18 protein-coding genes are annotated in these 19,842 nt (G+C 75.0%); 9 read left to right on the top strand and 9 right to left on the bottom strand.

Annotated features, from left to right (window positions below; all coding sequences use genetic code 11):
• Positions 1-5 precede the first annotated feature (5 nt).
• The 4 genes from RM446_RS11225 to RM446_RS11210 form a co-directional block, all read right to left on the bottom strand.
• Complete coding sequence (locus tag RM446_RS11225) at positions 6-1,040, bottom strand: LacI family DNA-binding transcriptional regulator (RefSeq protein WP_311545299.1); 1,035 nt, start codon at positions 1,038-1,040, stop codon at positions 6-8.
• A gap of 436 nt (positions 1,041-1,476) precedes the next feature.
• The gene (locus tag RM446_RS11220) at positions 1,477-2,406 is read right to left on the bottom strand and encodes a DUF6807 domain-containing protein (protein ID WP_311545169.1); all 930 of its coding nucleotides are present in this window, start codon (positions 2,404-2,406) and stop codon (positions 1,477-1,479) included.
• A 65-nt stretch (positions 2,407-2,471) separates the two neighbouring features.
• Positions 2,472-3,668: a Gfo/Idh/MocA family protein gene (locus RM446_RS11215; RefSeq protein ID WP_311545168.1), complete on the bottom strand. Its 1,197-nt coding sequence runs from the start codon at positions 3,666-3,668 to the stop codon at positions 2,472-2,474.
• Between the two features lie 217 nt (positions 3,669-3,885).
• Complete coding sequence (locus tag RM446_RS11210; protein WP_311545167.1) at positions 3,886-4,815, bottom strand: sigma-70 family RNA polymerase sigma factor; 930 nt, start codon at positions 4,813-4,815, stop codon at positions 3,886-3,888.
• 120 nt (positions 4,816-4,935) lie between these two features.
• Between RM446_RS11210 and RM446_RS11205 the strand changes: the two genes are divergently transcribed.
• Entirely contained in the window at positions 4,936-5,712 is a 777-nt protein-coding gene (locus RM446_RS11205; protein WP_311545166.1) for an SDR family oxidoreductase, read from the top strand.
• A 245-nt stretch (positions 5,713-5,957) separates the two neighbouring features.
• On the top strand, positions 5,958-6,326 hold the full coding sequence (locus RM446_RS11200; RefSeq protein WP_311545165.1) for an STAS domain-containing protein: 369 nt from the start codon (positions 5,958-5,960) through the stop codon (positions 6,324-6,326).
• On the opposite strand, the gene RM446_RS11195 is transcribed toward RM446_RS11200, so the two are convergent.
• A complete protein-coding gene (locus RM446_RS11195) occupies positions 6,298-8,070 on the bottom strand; it encodes a PH domain-containing protein (protein ID WP_311545164.1) in 1,773 nt (590 codons plus the stop codon). The genes RM446_RS11200 and RM446_RS11195 overlap by 29 nt on opposite strands.
• Positions 8,067-8,600: a PH domain-containing protein gene (locus RM446_RS11190; RefSeq protein WP_311545163.1), complete on the bottom strand. Its 534-nt coding sequence runs from the start codon at positions 8,598-8,600 to the stop codon at positions 8,067-8,069. The genes RM446_RS11195 and RM446_RS11190 overlap by 4 nt, the downstream gene beginning before the upstream one ends.
• Before the next feature lie 107 nt (positions 8,601-8,707).
• Here RM446_RS11190 and RM446_RS11185 point away from each other — a divergent pair, with 107 nt between their 5' ends.
• Positions 8,708-9,640 (top strand): SPFH domain-containing protein, encoded by a 933-nt coding sequence (locus tag RM446_RS11185; RefSeq protein ID WP_311545162.1) that lies wholly within the window; start codon positions 8,708-8,710, stop codon positions 9,638-9,640.
• A 17-nt stretch (positions 9,641-9,657) separates the two neighbouring features.
• Complete coding sequence (locus RM446_RS11180; RefSeq protein ID WP_311545161.1) at positions 9,658-9,948, top strand: hypothetical protein; 291 nt, start codon at positions 9,658-9,660, stop codon at positions 9,946-9,948.
• An 82-nt stretch (positions 9,949-10,030) separates the two neighbouring features.
• Here RM446_RS11180 and RM446_RS11175 read toward each other — a convergent pair whose 3' ends face one another.
• Both RM446_RS11175 and RM446_RS11170 read right to left on the bottom strand, forming a co-directional pair.
• Positions 10,031-11,767, bottom strand: coding sequence for a class I adenylate-forming enzyme family protein (locus RM446_RS11175; RefSeq protein ID WP_398695005.1), 1,737 nt, complete (start codon positions 11,765-11,767; stop codon positions 10,031-10,033).
• Positions 11,768-11,880: 113 nt separating this feature from the next.
• Positions 11,881-12,972 (bottom strand): zinc-binding dehydrogenase, encoded by a 1,092-nt coding sequence (locus RM446_RS11170; RefSeq protein WP_311545159.1) that lies wholly within the window; start codon positions 12,970-12,972, stop codon positions 11,881-11,883.
• 249 nt (positions 12,973-13,221) lie between these two features.
• Here RM446_RS11170 and RM446_RS11165 point away from each other — a divergent pair, with 249 nt between their 5' ends.
• The 4 genes from RM446_RS11165 to speB all read left to right on the top strand — a co-directional run bounded on the left by RM446_RS11165 (position 13,222) and on the right by speB (position 17,256).
• Positions 13,222-13,806, top strand: a complete 585-nt coding sequence (locus RM446_RS11165; protein ID WP_311545298.1) for a TetR/AcrR family transcriptional regulator — start codon at positions 13,222-13,224, stop codon at positions 13,804-13,806.
• Positions 13,807-14,012: 206 nt separating this feature from the next.
• Positions 14,013-15,809, top strand: coding sequence for a thiamine pyrophosphate-requiring protein (locus RM446_RS11160; RefSeq protein ID WP_311545158.1), 1,797 nt, complete (start codon positions 14,013-14,015; stop codon positions 15,807-15,809).
• A gap of 71 nt (positions 15,810-15,880) precedes the next feature.
• Positions 15,881-16,123 (top strand): hypothetical protein, encoded by a 243-nt coding sequence (locus tag RM446_RS11155; RefSeq protein ID WP_311545157.1) that lies wholly within the window; start codon positions 15,881-15,883, stop codon positions 16,121-16,123.
• Between the two features lie 188 nt (positions 16,124-16,311).
• Positions 16,312-17,256 carry an agmatinase gene (gene speB, locus RM446_RS11150; RefSeq protein WP_311545156.1) on the top strand — a complete coding sequence of 315 codons (945 nt, stop codon included), beginning with the start codon at positions 16,312-16,314 and terminating at the stop codon, positions 17,254-17,256.
• Positions 17,257-17,294: 38 nt separating this feature from the next.
• Here the strand turns inward: speB and RM446_RS11145 are convergent, their stop codons facing one another.
• Positions 17,295-17,750 carry a hypothetical protein gene (locus tag RM446_RS11145; protein ID WP_311545155.1) on the bottom strand — a complete coding sequence of 152 codons (456 nt, stop codon included), beginning with the start codon at positions 17,748-17,750 and terminating at the stop codon, positions 17,295-17,297.
• A 352-nt stretch (positions 17,751-18,102) separates the two neighbouring features.
• On the opposite strand from RM446_RS11145, the gene RM446_RS11140 reads away from it, so the two are divergent.
• Positions 18,103-19,395, top strand: coding sequence for a GAF domain-containing protein (locus RM446_RS11140; RefSeq protein ID WP_311545154.1), 1,293 nt, complete (start codon positions 18,103-18,105; stop codon positions 19,393-19,395).
• The last annotated feature ends 447 nt before the right edge of the window (positions 19,396-19,842 follow it).

The raw sequence follows: 19,842 nt of genomic DNA, 5'->3' as shown, positions 1-19,842 counted from the left end.
CGCGCCTAGGTTCCCGACGGGGGCGCCGTGCTCGCGCGGACCACGACTTCGCCGGAGACCCGCACCGTGCGGGGCTCCATGTCCTCGGTGTCGTCGAGCGCCAGGCGGGCCGCCTCCTCGCCCATCCACTCCAGGGGCAGGCGCACCGTCGTCAGCCCCGGAGTGAGGTCGCGCAGTGTGGGGATGTCGTCGAAACCGGCCACCGAAAGGTCGCGCGGCACCTGCAGGCCGGCGTCGCGCAGCGCCGCGACCGCACCGGTGGCCATGACGTCGTTGACGGCGAACAGGCACGTCGCGTTGGTCTCGGCGGCGAGCAGGCGCCGGGTGGACTCGTAGCCGCCGTCGCGGGTGAACGCGCCGTGCACCACGTTGCGCGGGTCCAGTTCGATGCCCGCACCCGACAGCGCCGCGTGGAACCCGTCCAGGCGGTCGCGGGCGGTGCGCAGGTCCGTCGGCCCCGCCAGCAGCGCGAAGCGGCGGTGGCCCAGCCCGATCAGGTGGCGGGCGAGCTCGGCGGCGCCGTCGCGGTTGCTGGGCACCACCGTGTCGGCGGGCAGACCCTCCTGGGAGACGCACGCGACCCGCCCGCCGCGGGCGTTGAAGGCGGCGATCTCGTCGACCAGCCGCCGCGTGGTCTCCTCCTCGACGGTCCGGCTGCCGGCGAGGACCACCGCGCGGGCGCGGTGCGAGCGCAGCATGGCGAGCAGCGCGAGCTCGCGCTGCGGCGTGCGGCCGGTGGTGCCCAGCACCACGACCAGCCCCTCGTCCTCGGCGGCGCGGGTGACGCCGGAGGCGATGCTGGAGAAGTAGGGGTCGGCGATGTCGTGCACGATCAGCCCGACCAGGGAGCTGGTGTTGCGGGCGAGTGTCTGCGCCGACGCGTTGGCGAGGTAGCCCAGCTCGTGGGCGCTGGCGGTGACCCGCTCGTGCAGCCCGCGTCCCACCTGGCGCGTGCTGCCGTTGAGGACGCGCGAGGCGGTGGCCAGGGAAACGCCGGCGTGCCGGGCGACCTGTTCCAATGTCACGTATCCGTTGCCCACGGCCTCACCTTTCGCGCCATTCATGGAAAACTCTTTCCCGGTTCGATCATAGGCGGCTTCGGACACCGCCGACAGTCGAAACCGCGTTGCGGAGCGGTGGCGCCCGACACGCCGCCGCGATGCGCGTGCGCGCGGCCGCGCGCAGCAGCCTTCGGAGGCCGGGCCACCACCTGCGCGGTGCGCCGAGTCCGCTGCGGGCGCCAGCCTAGTTGCTCTGCCGCCCGGTCGGGGCTGAACGCCGCGCACCGGGCGGTGAGCGCGGCCGCGGCCCGCGGCCGCGCTCACCGGGAAACGAGTCGGGGCGGTCGGGATCCCGGCGGCGCGGGCCCGCGGCGGACGTTCGTGGAGCGGGGATCCGTTTTCCGGGGATTTCCCGGGGCTACCGCCCTGCCTTTGCGGCGATCCGCGCGTTCGGCGCCGGGGCCGTGTGTCCGGGTCACTCCACGGAGGTGAACCGCACCGGTTCGGGCGCTCCCAGGCGGGCGCGGGCGGACGACACGAGGCCGGGCAGGCGGGCGGGGTCGGGGTGGCCGTCGGTGACGAGGGTGACCACGCGGCGTTCGACGGCCGAGCGCGCGGCCATGCGCAGCGGGTGCCGCCAGGCCAGCGAGCCGCCGACGCCGGGGTACTCGGCGGCGCGCAGGAACCACGGGTCGGCGAACCCTCCGGCGGCGGCGAACACCAGGCTCCAGCGCGCACCGGTGCCGGCGGTGCCCAGCAGGGCCAGCCACGGGGCGCGCGAGCCGTGCAGCGCCTCCTCGCCCTCGGCGCCGGGCCCGAGGACCCGCGGCGGCTCGGCGTGCTTGGGCGCACGCCAGAAGTAGCCGCCGTAGCCGGCGCCCGGGCGCCCTTTGGTTGCCGGGCTGCTGACCTCCAGGTCGCGCTCGCCCGCGTGCAGGCGCGTGCGCAGGTCCAGCGCCCACGTGGATGCGTCCAGCTCCCAGGCGGCGGTCTCGCGCACCTCGGTGAGCAGTTCGACGCCGTCGCGCCCGGTCCACGACAGCCGCTCCACCAGCCGGGTCTCCTCCGCGGCGTCCCAGCCGAGGTGCTCCTGGCGGCCGTGGTTGTCCAGCAGGACCGGCCCGCGGTCGCGGACGAAGGTCGTGCCGCCCCAGAAGCTGCTGCCGTCGATGTCGGGAACCGCCACGCCGACGCCCAGGTGGTGCCGGTGGTCCTCGGGGCGCACCTCGGTGACCACCGTGCCCCCGAACGTGCGCACCGGGTGCAGGTAGGGCCGGGGCGACAGGTGCGGCTCGACCCCGGCGCCGCTGTTCCACTCGGCCACGGCGGCGCCGCGGCACCGCAGTACCGCTCCGTCGCCGCCGTCCGCGCCGGGCGCCTGCCCGGCGCCGCCCGCCCCGCCCATCGGTGCCCCTCCTCGTCCTCGGTTGTCGGCTCTCGGTTCCGTGCGGTCCTACGGCGCGCGGCCGGTCAGCCGCCTCCGCCGTCGGGGGCCGCGCCGGCGCGGCTCGCGGCGCTCGCGCCGGAGGCGCCGGGAGCCGCCCACGGCGCCGCCAGCTCTGAGAACAGCGCGACCCGCTCGGCGCTCAGCGCGACCAGGTCGTCGACACCCGCCACCACGCGCTGGACGCCGCCGTCACTGGCGGTCACACGCTGCAGCGCGGGCGGGATCGGCAGCGGAGCGGGTGCCCGCCGCACTGCGTCCAGCACGGCGGTGAATCCGGCGGTCTCCTCGGGCGGCACCAGCAGCGGCGCCTCGCCGTGCAGGTGGGCGACGAGGTTGCGCAGCAGGTCGGTGCGGGGGTGGACACTGGTCTCCGGTTCGCGCCCGGGGCGTTCCAGCCGGACCTGGTCGAGGGTGTAGAAGAGCGTGATACGGCCGGCGTCGCCGTGGACGACCAAGCGGGGCGGGCGGTGGGTGGCCGCGCACAGGGTGACCGCGATGCTCACCGGGACGCCCGCGGAGGTGCGCAGCCGCATGCAGGAGGTGTCGTCGCCCTCGATCTCGTGGGCGTGGAACAGTTCGAGCTCGATGTCCTCGGCGGTCTCGCGCTGCGCGCCCGCGACGGCGAGCGCGGTGGCCACGGCGTGGGCGAACGGATTGGTCAGGGCGCCGTCCACGACGTCGAGGCCGCCGATCCTGCGGCGGCCCGCCCACTCGGCCCGCGCGTAGTACTCCGACGTGCGCACCCAGGTGCCCGCGCCCCCGATGCCGCGGACCTCGCCGACAGCGCCGTCGGCGACCAGCGAGCGCACCGCGCCGATCGCCGCCGAGCCCAGGCTCTGGAACCCGATCTGGCAGGCGAGCCCGGAGGCGGACACCGCATCGCGCAGGGCGCGGAACTCGGCCGCGGTCGCGGCGGGCGGCTTCTCCAGCAGCAGATGGGAGCCGGCGTCCAGGGCGGCGCGGGCGAGGGGGAGATGGGTGTGGATCGGCGTGCACAGGATGGTGGCGGCGGCACCGGTGCGCCGCAGGAGCCCGCCGAGGTCGGCACTCTGCTCGGCGCCGGGGTGGTCGGCGAGCTCGGAGGCGGGCAGGGGCACCCGGTCGCACACGCCGACGAGCCTGACCAGCCCCTCCTCGGCGAGCGTCCGGACATTGCGCAGGTGCGAGCGGCCGTGTCCGTGGGCACCGGCGAGTACGACCGGAACGGGGGCTTCACTCATGGGGCCTGCCTTCGCGCGTACGTCGTTCCGGTCCTGGCCGGGGCGGGGACGAGGGGCGGAGTCGGGGAGGTGCGCGGCGTGCCCGCGGTGCGGCCTCCTCTGCGTCGCCGGGCGTGCGACCGGCAATGGAAAGCGCTTGCCGAGTCAATGTAGGCAGCACTTCCACGCCATGTCAACGCCGTCGCGGCCGCCGGTCCCCGCCCGTCGTCGGCGCGTCTCAGCCGTCGAGGACGGCGACGTCCAGGGTGCGCAGGCGTTCCGGATCCGCGACCGCCTCGATCCCGGTGATCAGGTCGCCGACCACGGTGAACGTGAGGACCAGCGACACGCGGCCCTGCTGCATCCGCACCAGGGCGGGCGAGCCGTCGACCAGTCCCGGCACGGTCTCGCGCGCCCGCTGCGCCGCGGCGGAGGCGCCCTTGGCGACGTTGTGCGCACCGCGGAGCATGACGGGCGTGCGGCCGGGCACTGTGGCGGCGTCGGCGCGGAACACCACCTCGGGGTCGAGGACCGCCACCAGGGCGTCGAAGTCGCCCTCGCGGGAGGCGGCCAGGAACGCCTCCACCACCCGGCGCCGGCGCGCCCGGTCGGTCTCGGGCGGACGGGCGCCCTCCTTGACCCGGCGGCGGGCGCGGCTGGCGAGCTGCCGGGCGGCGACGGGGGAGCGGTCGATCATCGGCCCGATCTCGTCGAAGGGCACTGCGAACATGTCGTGCAGCACGAAGGCGATCCGCTCGGCGGGGGTGAGGGTGTCCAGTACCACCAGCAGCGCCAGGCCCACCGAGTCGGAAAGCACGGCCTGCTGCTCGGGATCGGCCGCCTCGCCGCGGGCCTCCCCGCCGCCGGGCGCCGGGCCACCGTGCCCCCCGCGTTCCGCGTGCCCCCCGTGTTCTCCGTAGTCCGCAACCGGCTCCTCCCGCCGCGCCCGGCGTGAGCGCAGCATGTTCAGGCACACCCGGGCCACCACCGTCGTCAGCCATGCCGCGGGGTTCTCCACGCCGTCGCCGCCGGAGCGGTCGATGCGCAGCCACGCCTCCTGCACCGCGTCGTCGGCCTCGCTGTACGAGCCGAGCATGCGGTAGGCGACTGCGCGCAGCCGGGCGCGGTCCTGCTCGAAGTGGTGCGTCAGCCACGCTTGCTCGTCCATGCCGTCACGTTCCTTCCATGCGGTGTGTCGTTCAAGTAGACCCCCGAAATCCGGCCGGTGTGACGGGGAGGCGCCCATGGCGCCTCCCGGAGCGGCGGCCCGGCGTGAAAGGAACGCATCATGACCGCACCCATTCTGGTCACCGGCGGAACCGGCACCCTCGGCAGCATCGCCGTCCCGATGCTGGAGGGCTCCGGCGCCCGCGTCCGCGTCCTCAGCCGCACCCCGCGCGCGTCCGCGGGCGGTGTCGACCACGTCGTCGGCGACCTGGCCACGGGCGAAGGCGTCGACGAGGCGGTGCGCGGTGTGCGCACCGTCCTGCACCTGGCCGGCGGACCCAAGGGCGACGAGGAGGCGACCCGCAACCTGGTGAGCGCCGGTGCGCGCGCCGGAGTGGAGCACCTGGTGCACATTTCGGTGATCGGCGCCGACCGGGTGCCGCTGGCCTGGTTCCGGTCCCAGGCGGGGGCCGAGCGGGCGGTGACCGAGTCCGGGATACCCTGGACGATCCTGCGCGCCGCCCAGTTCCACGACCTGACCCTGTCCGCCGTGCGGGCGATGGCCAAGCTGCCGGTCGTTCCGGCGCCGGGCGGGTTGCGGTTCCAGCCGGTCGACCCGCGTGAGGTGGCCGAGCGGCTCGTGGAGCTGGCCCAGGGCGAGCCCGCCGGGCGGGTGCCCGACCTGGCCGGCCCCCGGGTCTATGCCATGGACGAATTGATCCGCGGGTACCTGAGCGCCCGCGGGGGCCGTCGGCCGCTCGTCAGGATCCGCATCCCGGGCAAGGCCGGCCGGGCCTACCGCGCCGGTGAGAACCTGTCGGTTGCGGGTGTCCGAAACGCCGCGGTGACCACGGGTGGGCGGAGCTGGGAGGAGTTCCTGGCCGAAGCCGTGCGCTGACGTCCGGCGGCGGTCCGCGCCGCGGACCGCCGCCGGACACGCCGGTGCGCGCGCCTTCTCCCGGCCCGCTCGCGTGCGGGGGCGCCGACCTCGGCAGACGCCTGACGCCACCGCGGGCGTTTTCGCAGAACTCCCGCGAATCGGTCGATCCCGGGGTTCGCGGGTGCGCCCGGAAACCCGCTGTACCCGATACGATCATGCGTCGGGGGGAGGGATCCGGATCGGCGAGTGAGAGGCGGCACGGCGTGCCCGGACAGACCGGAGCGAACGGCCCGCGAAGCGACTGCGGAGATACGGTGGTCGTCGCGGTGCAGGGCGAGATCGACATCGCGACGGCCGACGACATGCGCGACCGGATGCTCGCCGCGGCGGGCGAGAGCGGTTGCGCCACGGTGACGGCCGACCTCTCCGAGGTCGAGTTCTTCGACGCCAGCGGTGTGCGCGCGCTGATGGCCGCGCGCCGCCGCCTCGACGCCGACGGTGTGCGGACGGTACTGGGAGGGCCTTCCGCCGCCGTCCTGCGGACTCTGGAGGTGCTCGGCCTGGCGGACCTCTTCCCGGTGGTTCCGCCGACCGAGCCTGCGGTCAGTGTCCGATCGGCGAGTCCGCGCTGAGGCCGTGCTCGCCGGCGCCCGGGGAGGTGCCGCGCGCCGGGTGCGGCTTGCCGCCGCCGCGCTCGGCCGGCCCGGGGGTCTCCTGCTCCAGGAACTGGGCCAGCAGTCCGGGCACCGCCTCGTCCGCAAGCCGCAGCCCCGCGCCGAGCTTGACGTCGGCCGCGGCATAGCGCCCGCGGCCCGCCGCGGTCGTGGCCCAGACCGTCGCCAGCCCGGCCCGGCGCTGGAAGGGCGTGCGCGCGATGCGCCAGCCGATGATCCCCTCGCGCCGCAGCGCCACCGTCGCGCGTAGCAGCGCCCCCTTGCGGACGACGAGGAAGCCGCGCGTCAGGTCGTGGCCCAGGCCCCGGTAGGCCGAGACCCCCCACGGCACCAGGAGCAGGCCCCCCGCGAGCGCACCGACCAGCGCTCCCACCGCGGCCGCCGTCACGGCGCCCGGCCCCGCTCCGCCGTCGGCGAGCGGGAGCGGGCCCGCGGGCAGAAGCGGAATGGCCCCGGCGGCCCGTTCCGCCGCCGCGGCCGCCACCGCCGCGGCTGCGGCGAGGACCGCTGTGCCCGCAAGCGCACGCACGAGCCGCCGGCGCAGGGCCGCGCGCGGGTGGGCCCGCAGCGGCGCCGCGATCGGCGACTCTGCGGTGCGCACCACCTCGGCGCTGAGGCGCAGGGCGCGCCGGCGGGGCATGTCCGGCGAGAGCGCGCTGCGCGGCACCGCGCCGCCCTTGCCCTCGGCCGCGCCCAGGCCCGTGGCCACCGCCCGGACACGTGCGGCGCCGAACCAGCGCAGCGGCAGCGCCTCGCGCAGCTCCACCCCGCGCAGCCGCCGCTCCTCCAGCGACAGCGACGTGTTGGTGACCAGGCCGCGCCGCAACCGCAGCGTGCCGTCGGGCTCGCGGTCCAGGCGGTAGCCCCACCACGCGTCCACCTGCACGGCGGTCGCCGCGAGCGCGCCGGTGAACAGTACCGCCGCCACTGCGGGCAGGACGAGCGGGGGCCGGGCCGCGAGCTGGTCGTAGACGCCGACCACGATCCCGTTCGCCCGCTGCTGGCCGAACATGCTCAGCAGGTTGAACACGGCCCCGAGGGCGGCGGCGCCCAGCGCCGGGGTCGCGGCCGACAGCGGAGCGAAGCCGAACCAGACCGGTCGCAGGCGCGCCAGCTCGCGGACGGCGTGCCCGGCGCCGCTGAGGCCGCCGTCCTCCCGCGGCCGCCCGGGAGCCGCCTCCGCCGCGCGCAGCAGCAGCCCGGCGCGCAGCCGATCGCCCTCGGCGCGCAGGACGTACTCCAGCCGGATCTCGTCGCCGCCGGCGCCCGTGCTCTGGCCGGTTCCGGCGGTGACCTTGCACAGCCCCAGCGGCCGCAGCCAGATGGGCACCGCCACGTCGACGCTGCGGATGCGGTCGCGCGGCACGGAGCGGTGCGCGGTGACCAGCACCCCGCTGCGGATCTCCAGGCGCTCCCCGGTCACCCGGTAGCGCGTCCGATGCCAGCGCAGCCATTCGGCCGCGGTGACCAGCGCGACGGACGCCGCGCTGCCGGCGGCGATCAGCGCTCCCCACGGCCACAGCGCGCCGGCCAGGCCGGTGGCCACCGCCCCGGCCGCCGCGCCGGGGACGAAGATCGCGCCGAGCACGAGCACGCAGGCCCAGACAGTGAGCGGATGCAGCCGCCGCCAGCCCTCGGCGCTCCGGGCGTCGCCGATGACGCCGGCGGTTCGGGCGGCGGCCGCGGGTCCGGTCGAGTTCATGTCGCGTCTCCCTCCGCGTTGTGGGCGGCCTCGGTCAACTCGGCGGCCACGCGGTCGGCGCGGGCGCCGTCCAGGCCCTCGATGGCGATGGGGCCGGCGGCGGAGGCGGTGGTGACGGTGACGCCGGCCAGCCTGAACAGCCGCTGCAGAGGCCCGCGGCTGGTGTCGACGGTCTGCACGCGCGACATCGGCGCCACCCGCCATTCCTGCCAGAACCAGCCGGAGGCGGTGTAGACGGCGGTGTCGGTGACCTCCCACCGGTGCACGCGGTAGCGCCACTGCGGCACGACGGCGGTGACGGCCAGGCCGGCTGCGCCCAGCGCCGCCGCCGCGGTCCACAGCGCCGAGACCAGGGCCGCGGGCACGGGGGCCACCGCCGGCAGGAGCAGGGCGGCGAGTGCGGGCGCGCCGGCGAGGGGGGCGGCCACCAGCAGGATGCGGGCGCTCCACCAGGCGACGGCGCGGCGCTGCACGCGGTGGCGCGGCGGCCGCAGCCGGGTCTCGGGCGGTGCGGATCGGGTGACGGTCATGTCCCGGATCCCTCCTTCAGGAAGTCGGGCGAAGCGGCGTACTGAAAAAGTGATATCACAATGCTACTATGAAGCAATCATTGAACGAAGGAAAGGGGACGCCGCCCATGACGCCGTCCGAATCCCCCGCCGCGGGCGTCCGGATGCCCGCGCCCAAGTACCGCGAGCGCCCCGCTCCCCAGCTGCCCGGCCTCCCCGCGGCGGGAGTGTGCCTGCTCATGCTGCTCGCGGGAGCGGCCCTGATCGCGGCCGGAACCGGTCTGCTCGGCGCGGGCGGAGGCTCGCCGCTGCTGGTCCTGGCGGGGGCGGTGCTCGCGGCGGCGGCGCTGGCGCTGGCCGCCGGCCTGACGGTCGTCGCACCCAACCGGGCCCGCGTGCTGCAGTTCCTCGGCCGCTACGTCGGCACGGTGCGCGCCGACGGCCTGCGCTGGGTCAACCCGCTGACCACGCGCAGGTCGGTCTCGACGCGGATCCGCAACCACGAGACCTCGGTGCTGAAGGTCAACGACTCCGGGGGCAGCCCCATCGAGATCGCCGCCGTGGTGGTCTGGCAGGTCGAGGACACCGCCCGGGCCGTCTTCGAGGTGGACGACTTCGTCGAGTTCGTCTCCATCCAGACCGAGGCCGCCGTGCGCCACACCGCCAACAACTACCGCTACGACGCGCCGGGCGAGGGCATGATGTCGCTGCGCGACAACGCCGACGAGGTCACCGAGCGGATGTCGGCCGAGATCGCCGAACGTGTGCAGTCGGCGGGCGTGCGCATCGTCGAATCGCGCATCACCCACCTGGCCTACGCCCAGGAGATCGCCCAGGCCATGCTGCAGCGCCAGCAGGCGGGCGCCGTTGTCGCCGCGCGCCGCGAGATCGTCGAGGGCGCGGTGGGTATGGTCGACGCGGCCCTGACCCGTCTGGCCGACCGGGACGTGGTCGAGCTCGACGAGGAGCGCAAGGCGGCGATGGTGAGCAACCTGCTCGTCGTGCTGTGCTCGGACCGTCCCGCGAGCCCGGTGGTCAACACCGGAACGCTCTACCAGTAGGGAACCCCTGGAAGACCGTGGCTGAGCGGAAGAAGATCCTGCTCCGGCTGGACCCGGCCGTGCACGACGCGTTGGCGCGCTGGGCCGGCGACGAGCTTCGCAGCACCAACGCCCAGATCGAGTTTCTGCTGCGCCGCGCCCTCTCCGACGCGGGCCGGCTGCCCGGCAACGCCGGCGCCCTCCCGCGCCGCGGCCGTCCCCGCACGTCTGCCGAGTCTCGGGAGGACGATGCGGGCGCCCCCGACGCCGGAGAGGGCGGCGGCGAGGACCGCGAAGGCGGTGATGAGGACGGCGCTCCGTCCGGCTGAGGCCGCACCCGCCGCCGCCTCGGCCTCCGTGCGCGGTCCGCCCGCAGCCGGGTCCCGGGGGTCCGCCCCGGGACCCGGCCGATCAGCCCTGCTCGGCGGCCGTCCAGCCGTGCTCCTGCTTCAGACGCTTCTTCAGCAGCTTGCCCGACGCGTTGCGCGGCAGGTCCTCGGCGGAGATCCGGATGTGGGAGGGGATCTTGAAGGCCGCCACGCGCGGCTTGAGGAACTCCACCAGCTCCGCCCCGGTGAGCCCGGCACCCGGCAGCAGGCGCACCACCGCGCCCACCTCCTCGCCGTAGACCTCGTCGGGCACGCCGACCACGGCCACCTCGCCCACGGCCGGGTGTTCGTGGACGGCGGCCTCGACCTCGGCGCAGTACACGTTCTCTCCGCCGCGGATGATCATGTCGGTGGCGCGGTCGACGACGTAGAGGAAGCCCTCCTCGTCAAGGCGCCCCAGGTCGCCGGTGCGCAGCCAGCCGCCGGTGAACGCGGCCTCCGTCGCATCGGGCCGCCGCCAGTAGCCGTGCACCACGCCGGGGCCGCGGATCCACACCTCGCCGACCTCGCCCGGGGCCAGCTCCCGGTCGGCGGCGTCGACCACCTTGATGTCGACGGTGGCCACCGGGACCCCGGCGCTGTCGGGCCTGAGCAGGTAGTCGCTGCCGCCGTTGACCGTCGCCGTCGCCGAGGACTCGGTGAGCCCGTAGCCCTGGCCCAGCAGCATGTCGTGCATGCTGCTGCGGGTGCGCGAGACGAGCGCGGGCGCGGCGGGCGCGCCGCCGGAGGCCAGAAGCACCAGGCTGCTCAGGTCGTAGTCGCGCAGCCGCGGCGAGGCCGTCATCTGCGAGATCATCGCCGGTACCGCGGTGATGGCGCTGACCCGCTCGCGCTCGACCAGCCGCAGCGCCTCCTCGGGGTCCCACTTGTGCATCAGCACCAGCGTGCCCCCGTTGGCCAGGGTCGGCAGCATGACCGTCTGCGCGCCGGTGGCGTGGAACAGCGGCAGCACGCACAGCACCACCGACGGCCCCAGCGCGTCCACGTAGGCCTGGACCTCCTCCATCTCCAGGCCGAGCCGCATCAGCGAGCGGAACCGGGAATAGGATCCCGAGACGATGTTGGTCGCCAGGTTGCGGTGCGAGGCGACGGCGGCCTTCGGCCGCCCCGTGGTTCCCGAGGTGTAGAACAGCGTGCACGGGTCGTCCGGTGCCACGGCGGCGTCGGGCAGGCGCGCGTCGGCGCCGGGTTCGCCCAGCACCTCCTCCCAGGTGCGGGCGCCCTCGGGCAGGTCGCCGGTGCGCACCGCGATGACTGGGAGCTCCAGGCGGCCCAGGCCCTCCCCGAGCCGCTCGATGCGCTCGCGGTCGGCGATCAGCACCTTCGCCCCGCTGTCGGCGAGCCCGAACTCCAGTTCCGGGCCGCTCCACCAGGAGTTCAGCGGAACGGCGACCGCGCCGACAGCCGTGGCGGCGAAGAAGGCGACGACCCATTCGGGGTAGTTGCGCATGGCGATCGCCACCCGGTCGCCCTCGGCGACCCCGTAGTCGGCGACCAGCCGGCGGGCGAACCCGGCGGTGCGCCGGTGGAAGTCGGCGTGGCTCAACCGCTCGTCACCGTAGACCAGCGCCGCCCGGTCGCCGTTCTCCGCGCACGACTCGACGACGGCGCGCATGTGCGCGGGCGCGTGCTTCCACACCCGCGTGGCCACGCCGCCGATCTCGGCCGTCTCCATCTCGAAGGGGCTCCCGCCCACCAGCAGCCGAGCGGTGACCGCCGCCAGCGAGCGGATCGGACGGGTGATCTCGGGGTCGGTCAACTGCTGTCGGGCACTCACATGCACTCCCCACGGTCGGTCCGGGCCAATGGCGGGTCCGAGGGGCGGCGCGGTCCGCGGCCGTGCGGCCGGGCGAACACCCGCGCCGCCGCCGGTCAGTCGAAGCGGATCAGCGTGCGCCCTCCCTTGCCGTCGCGCATGCGCTGGAAGGCGTCGGGCAGTCCGTCCAGCCCGACCTCGTCGGTGATCATGGTCGCCAGGTCCAGGCCGCCCCGGCGGACGTGTTCGGCCACGCGGGGCAGGTCGCGGTCGGGGTCGCAGGAGCCGTAGAAGCAGCCGCGCAGCGTGCGGGCCTGGTGGAAGATCTCCAGTGCGCTGAACCCGACGGTGTCCTGGAGCGCGCCGGCGCCTACCACGGTGACCGATCCGCCCCGGCGGCTGATGTCCCAGGCGGCGCGGATCGTGGAGCTGGAGCCCACGACCTCGAAGGCGTGGTCGGCTCCCCGCCCGCCGGTCAGCGCACGCACCTCGCCGGCCAGGTCCTCGCCCGCCTGCAGGAAGCGGGTGGCGCCCAGCGCCGTCGCCAGTTCGCGCTTGGCGGGCGAGGCGTCCACGGCGATGACGGGGTCGGCTCCCGCCAGGGCCGCGGCCTGCAGCGCCGCCAGCCCGACGCCGCCCAGGCCGATGACCGCCGCCGACTGGCCGGGGGCCACGCCGGCGGTGTTGGTGACGGCGCCCCAGCCGGTGAGGACGGCGCAGCCCAGCAGGGCGGCGGTCGCGGCGTCGACCCCCTCCGGCACGGGCACCACGGCGTTGGCCGGGACCACCGTCGCCTCGGCGAACGCCGCAGTGCCCAGGCCGGGGTAGACGGCCGTGCCGTCGGAGAGGGCGCCGTAGGGCCGCTGCGCCGCGTCGAGGCCGTGCTCGCACAGATAGGGCTCGCCGTTCTCGCAGAACCAGCACGCGCGGCACGGCGGGGTCCAGTTCAGCACCACCGCAGTTCCCGGCCCGACGCCCTGCACGCCGGGCCCGACCGCCTCGACGGTGCCGGCGCCCTCGTGGCCCAGCACGGCCGGCAGCCGCTGCGGCAGCACACCGTCGGCGAGCGAGAGGTCGGAGTGGCACACCCCCGCCGCCGCCAGTCGAACCCGCACCTGCCCCGGCCCGGGATCGTCGAGGGCGACGCGCTCGATCCGCGGCGGCGCCCCGGTCTCCGCGACGACGGCGGCGCTGACGGTGGTGCTCATGAACGACCCCTCGTGTGATTCCGGTTACTCGCAAGTACGGCGACTTTACAAGACCGACTGGTCGGTTTACCAGAGGGAGTGGCGCCCCGCCGGTCAGCGCAGCGTGCGCGGAACGGCCGGGCGACGGCCCGCGAGTGCGGTCCTCCGCGTTCGCCGGGTCCGCCGCGCGGGGCGCCGTGTCGGCGATAGGGTCGGGGCGTGGCGGGCAAACAGCAGCAGCGGCTGCCGCGCGAGGTGCGCGAGCGGCAGATGATCGACGCCGCGGTGCGGGTCTTCTCCCAGGTCGGCTACCACACGGCAAGTGTCGAGGAGATCGCCGGTGCGGCGGGAATCTCCAAGCCCATGGTCTACATCTACCTGGGATCCAAGGAGCGGCTGTTCACGGCCTGCATCCACCGCGAGGCCGACCGGGTGGTCGAGACCGTGCGCGCCGCCCTGCACCCCGACGAGCCGCCGGAGCTGGGGCTGTGGTCGGGGCTGCGGGTCTTCTTCCGCTTCGTCGCGGACAACCGCGACAGCTGGACGGTGCTCTACCAGCACGCCCGCACCCAGGGCGAGCCCTTCGCCGACGAGGTCCGCGCCGCCCGCAGCCGCGTCATCGAGGAGATCACCGCCATGGTGGTCGCCGGCACGCGCATGCCCGGCGGAGAGCGCATCGTCTCCGAGCGCGACGCCGAGATCCTCGCCCGCATCGCCATCGGCGCCGCCGACTCGCTCAGCGACTGGCTGCTGGAGCACCCCGGTGAGAGCCCCGACGGCCTCGTCGACCGGGTGACCGACTTGGCCCTGGTCGGCGTGGAGCGCTACAACACCGGCGACCTCCCGCCCGCCTGACCGCGAGCTCCCGCCTGACCGACCGCGCGGCGCAAGAGCGGGCCCGCCGCGGCGACGGTGTTCGCTCTCGGCGAACACGCACCCCTCCGCTGGCCGCTCGGCCCCGGCGCGCCGGCCCGCTCACGTTTGCCCTGTGGGCGGGCGGGCAGCGGCGCGCCCGAGGCAATAGGCGAAGCACGAAGGGCCGCGACCAAGGGGAGACCGACGTGAGTCAGACGGTTGCCAACCACATGCTGCAGCGCTTGCGGGCCTGGGGGGTCGAGCACATCTTCGGGTACCCGGGCGACGGGATCAACGGCATCATCTCCGAGCTGGGCCGGGCCGAGGGGCCGCACTTCGTGCAGAGCCGCCACGAGGAGATGTCGGCCTTCGAAGCCGTCGGCTACGCCAAGTTCAGCGGCAACCTCGGCGTGTGCACGGCCACGAGCGGTCCGGGCGGCATCCACCTGCTCAACGGCCTCTACGACGCGAAGCTGGACCACGTCCCCGTGCTCGCGATCGTCGGCCAGGTCGCCCGCACGGGCATGGGCGGCAGCATCCAGCAGGAAGTGGACATGCACACGCTCTACAAGGACGTGGCGGGCGCCTACGTGCAGACCGCGATGGTGCCCGAGCAGTTCCCCAACCTGATCGACCGCGCCATCCGCACGGCGCTCTCCGAGCGGTGCCCCACCGCGGTCATCGTCCCGGCCGACCTGCAGGAGGCCGCGTACAGCCCGCCCCAGCACGAGTTCAAGCACGTGCCCTCCAGCAAGCCCGGGCTGAGCCGGGCGCAGTCGGTGCCGCCCGAGGACGAGGTGCAGCGGGCGGCCGACGTCCTCAACAAGGGCGAGAAGACCGCGATCCTCATCGGCCAGGGCGCGCGCGGCGCGGCCGACGAGGTCGTCGAGCTCGCCGAGGCCACCCGCGGGGGCGTGGCCAAGGCGCTTCTGGGCAAGGACGTGCTCGACGACGAGCACCCCTTCGTCACCGGCTCGATCGGCCTCCTGGGCACGCGTCCGACCTGGGAGATGCTGCGCGACTGCGACACCTTCGTCATCGTCGGCTCCAACGTGCCCTACGCCCAGCACTTCCCGCCGTTCGGCAAGCGGGCGGTCCAGATCGACGTCGACCCGCACATGATCGGGATGCGCTACCCGACCGAGGTCAACCTCGTCGGCGACGCCGGCGAGACCCTCCGCCGGCTGCTGCCCAAGGTGCGCAATCGCAAGGGCGACAAGGCGCCCGAGCGCTGGCGCGAAGGCATCGAGAAGAGCGTGCGCGAGTGGTGGGACTCGATGGACCAGCAGGCCCACGTGCCCGCCGACCCGGTGAACCCGATGCTGATCTTCAACCAGCTCTCGCCGCGGCTGCCCGACGACGTCATGGTCACCTCCGACTCGGGCTCGGCGGCCAACTGGTACGCGCGCCACCTGCGCTTCAAGAAGGGCATGCGCGGTTCGCTGTCGGGGACGCTGGCCACCATGGGCTGCGGCGTTCCCTACGCCATCGGCGCGAAGTTCGCCCACCCCGACCGTCCGGCGATCGCCGTGGTCGGCGACGGCGCCATGCAGATGAACGGGATGGCCGAGCTGATCACCGTCCGCCGCTACGCGCAGGAGTGGGACGACCCGCGGCTGATCGTCTGCGTGCTGCACAACAACGACCTCAACCAGGTCACCTGGGAGCTGCGAGCGATGGGCGGCTCGCCCAAGACGCCCTACAGCCAGGACCTGCCCTCGGTGTCCTTCGCAGGCTTCGCCGAGTCCATCGGCCTGAAGGGCGAGACGGTCGACACGCCCGACGCCGTCGCGGGGGCCTGGGATCGGGCGCTCGCAGCCGAGGTCCCGGTCGTGCTCGACGTGCACTGCGACCCCGATATCCCGCCGATCCCGCCCTACGTGGAGATGGAGCAGCTCACCGACACCGCCAAGGCGCTGGCCTCGGGAGATCCCGACCGGTTCGGCCTGATGACCAAGGGCCTGCGCACCAAGCTGCAGGAGTTCATCTCGCCGCGCCGCTGATCCGCCGGGGTGCGGCAGTGGCCGCACCCCGGCCGACCGAGGCCGGGAGACCGAAGGCAGGAGGGACGACGATGTCCGAACACGGCCGGCGCGACGGCGCAGGCGACGACGCCGGGGCCGCCCGCGGCGAGGCCGGGGGCGGAAACGCCGATGAGGACCGGCCGCTGGCAGACCGCCGCGCCGATCAGGGCGCCCGCCCTTCGCCCGACGAGGAGATCGCCGCCGAGAGCGAGCCCTCGCCCTCGGACCCGGCCTCCTACGACCGGGACAGCGATGACAGCGACGAGCCTCCGGAGCGGCCCACCCGCGCCTGACAGACTGTCGGGCACCGGACGATCACCCGTCCGCGGGGCCGAACCCCCGGTGATCTTGTAGCTGTCGTGATGGAAATCGATTGCCATTTGCGATGGCTACAAGATCAACGGTGACGCTCTTTGCGGCATGCTGGTGGGCGGCCGCGCGGTGCGGCCGAAGACACCGGCGACAAGGGGGCACTCCCGCCATGAACACCCCGATCGGCCCCGTGGACTCCAGCCGCGTCCCGCGCTTCGCGGGCCCGGCCACGTTCGCCCGGCTGCCCCGGCTCGACGAGGTCGGCCGCGCCGACATCGCCGTCATCGGCGTCCCCTTCGACACCGGGGTCTCCTACCGGCCCGGAGCCCGCTTCGGCCCGGCCGCGGTGCGAGAGGCCGGCCGGCTGCTGCGCCCCTACAACCCCGGCGCGGGGATCGCCCCCTTCGCCGCTGCGCAGGTGGCCGACGGCGGCGACATCGCGGTCAATCCCTACTCGATCGCGGAGGCGGTCGAGACCGTCGACGCCGGAGCCACGGCGCTGCTGGAGCAGGGCACGCGCCTGGTCACCCTGGGCGGCGACCACACCGTCGCGCTGCCGCTGCTGCGCGCGCTGCACCGCCGCCACGGCCCGATCGCGCTCCTGCACTTCGACGCCCACCTGGACACCTGGGACACCTACTTCGGCGAGCCCTACACCCACGGCACGCCCTTCCGCCGCGCCGCTGAGGAGGGCCTGCTCGACACCGCGGCCCTGTGCCACGTCGGCATCCGCGGGCCGCTCTACGGCAGCGCGGACCTGGAGGAGGACCGGCGGTTCGGCTTCGGCATCGTCACCGCGGCCGACGTCATGCGGCGGGGCGTCGACGATGTCGCCGCCGCCCTGCGCGAGCGCGTCGGGGCGCGGCCGCTGTACGTCTCGGTGGACATCGACGTCCTCGACCCCGCGCACGCGCCGGGCACGGGGACCCCCGAGGCGGGCGGCCTGACCAGCAGGGAACTGCTGGAGATCCTGCGCGGGCTGGCCGGTTGCCGCCTGGTGGGCGCCGACGTCGTGGAGGTCGCGCCGGCCTACGACCACGCCCAGATCACCGCGACCGCGGCGGCGCACGCCGCCTTCGACCTCGTCAGCCTGCTCGCGCTCGACTGCGCTTGAGCCCGCCGCGGACGCGGCGCGGCCGGGCGGTCGGCGGGTCAGCTTCCCGCGCCCGCCTCGGGGGAGGAGTCCTCCTCCACCTCGCCGGGTTCGCAGTTGAAGCAGTTCATCCGGAAGACCTCGTCGCCGTCGGCGGTGCCGGTGTAGGTGCCGGGCAGGCCTTCGGCGAGATCGGGCTGGGAGGCGAGGGCGCCCGGGTCGATGCGGCCGCGGAAGCGCAGCTTGCCGTCCTCGGTGCTGCGCCCGGTGCACACCACGGTGAACCGCTCGTCGCCGCCCGTGCGGCTGCGGCACTCCATTCCGGCCCGCACCGGGTGGCCCGCCCGCTCGAAGGCCTGCTCGGCCTCGGGGCGCAGCAGCACCGCGGACAGCTTGGCGGTGGCCGTGCGCATCGTCTGCGCGTCCTCGGACTCCGGCTGAGTGCAGCCCTGCAGCGCGGCCGCGCCCGCGAGCACCAGCAGCGCTCCCGCGGCTCGGGCGGTCCAACGCCCCATCGTGTGCCTCCCTACGCGCCCTTCGCGGCGGAGCGCGCGCCCACGGGGCACCCGCCGCGCCCCGCTCGGCCTCTGCCGACTCTGGCGCCCACCCTCGCGTACCGCGCCCCGGTCGGCGGAAACCGCCACGGGGCGCGGGGGCCAAGATGTCGCCAAGATCGGGCAAGCGGCGGCGCCGCACGCGAGGAGCCGACGAATCGCCGGGCGGCAGGCGGCGGTCGAGTGCGCATTCGGAGACGCGGCGGCCGCTCGGCCTCCCGAAGACGCTGCTTCGCACCGTTCCGGTTGCCGCGCTCACCTGCGCCGAGAAGGATGGGGGCATCGTGGAGCAGCCGGCTCAGCGGGGGGTGCGATGACGCAGCCGTACTTGGACACCTCGGTGCCCGCGGGCGTCGACCCGGGCGAGTACGCCCGGCTGCTGCGCCGGGTGCACCAGGCCGTGCTCTCCGGCGCCCGGCCCCCCGCGTCGGTGCGTCCCGTGATCGCCGACTCCTGGGAGCGGGTGCGCCGCAGCCGCGTCGACCCCGACTCGCCCAGGCCCGCCCCGCTGCTTCCCCGCGACGAGCTGCAGCGCCACCGCGCCGCCTCGCCGCTGGCCGAGCTGCTGCCCATGCTGCGCCAGTCGCTTCTGGGCATCGCCGAGCAGGCCTCCTACGTCATGGTGGTCGCCGACGAGAGGTGCCGCGTGCTCTGGCGCGACGGCCCGGTTCGAATGCGGCGCATCGCCGACGCCACGGGCGTGGTCGAGGGCTCGCAGTGGGGCGAGGACGCGGTCGGTACCAACGCCCTGGCTACCTCGCTGGCCGTCGACCGGCCGCTGCAGGTCTACTCCGCCGAGCACTACACCCGCGGCCTGCACCAGGTCACGTGCTCCAGCGCACCGGTGCACGACCCGCGCAACGGGCGCGCGCTGGGGGCCGTGATCCTGAGCGGGCCCGCGCACACCGTGCACCCCGCCACCCTGGCCCTGGTCAGCGCCGTCGCCCAGCACGCCGAGTCGCAGCTGCGCGGCCGCCACCATGCGCACCTGGAGCGGCTGCGCGCCGTCGCCGCGCCTCTGCTCTCGGGCAAGCGGGAGAACGTCCTGGTGGTCGACAGCGACGGCTGGACGGCGACCGCGGCGGGCATGGAGCCGCCGCGCCGCGTCCTGCTGCCGCGCGGGCTGCAGGACGGCGGCGCCTGGCTGTCGGGCCTGGGGGAGTGCCAGGTCGAACCGCTGCCGGGCGGATGGCTGATCCGGCCCGGCGGCGGCGAGGCCCCCAGCCCCACGGAGGTGGTGCTCGACCTCGCCGGCGCGGCGCCGGAGGTGACCGTGTGCGGACCCAGCGGCAGCTGGACGCACCGGCTGACCCTGCGCCACTGCGAGCTGCTGTACCTGCTCTCCCGCCATCGCGAAGGCTGCAGTGCGGCTCGGCTGGCCGCCGACCTGTTCGGCGACCCCGACCGCCTGGTGACCGTGCGGGCCGAGATGTCGCGTCTGCGCCGCCACCTGGGCGGAGTCGTCGAGAGCCGCCCCTACCGGTTCAACGAGGGCCTGCGGGTGGAGGTGCGCACCCCCGGCTACGCGGCCGACCTGCTGCCGGCGTCCAGAGCGCCGGGCATCCGGCGCGCCCGGCAGGAGGCCGCCCGCGCCGCGCACGGCTGATCCGGTCCCGGCGGCCCCGCTGCCGGGGGTTCGCCGCAGGTGGACGCATGCCGCAATCGAATGTAACTCTTAGTAGTCGTACTGCAACCTGTTGCAACCTTTGCACGTGAGCAGGGTGATGCAGTTGAGTTCGTAGTGCGACGGCAAGGAAGGCCGCGCGACCTCGCGCATACCCGACGGGCCGAGCGCCCCGAAGGATTCGGCGACCGAGTCCGCCCGTGCCCGTGCCTTGAGGGGGGTACCGGGTTCGATCACGCAGGGCGGACCTTCCAGAGGCGGCGGCCCGCGACGGGTGGGGGAACCCGTCGGGGCCGCCGCCGCATGTCCGGATCCTCAGCGCCGGGGAAGCCCGGGCCAAGGATCCCGTCTGGAATCGGCAAAGCGCGGTCGGATGGCCCGGCAGCAGTGGGAACCTTCTCTCCAGTGGCGCGTGCCGCTGCCCGCGGC

It is taken from the genome of Streptomonospora wellingtoniae, from assembly GCF_031845375.1.
GTDB classification, from domain to species: domain Bacteria; phylum Actinomycetota; class Actinomycetes; order Streptosporangiales; family Streptosporangiaceae; genus Streptomonospora; species Streptomonospora wellingtoniae.
The sequence above is the reverse complement of the archived record's forward strand: the minus strand, read 5'-3'. Positions and strand labels throughout refer to the sequence as shown.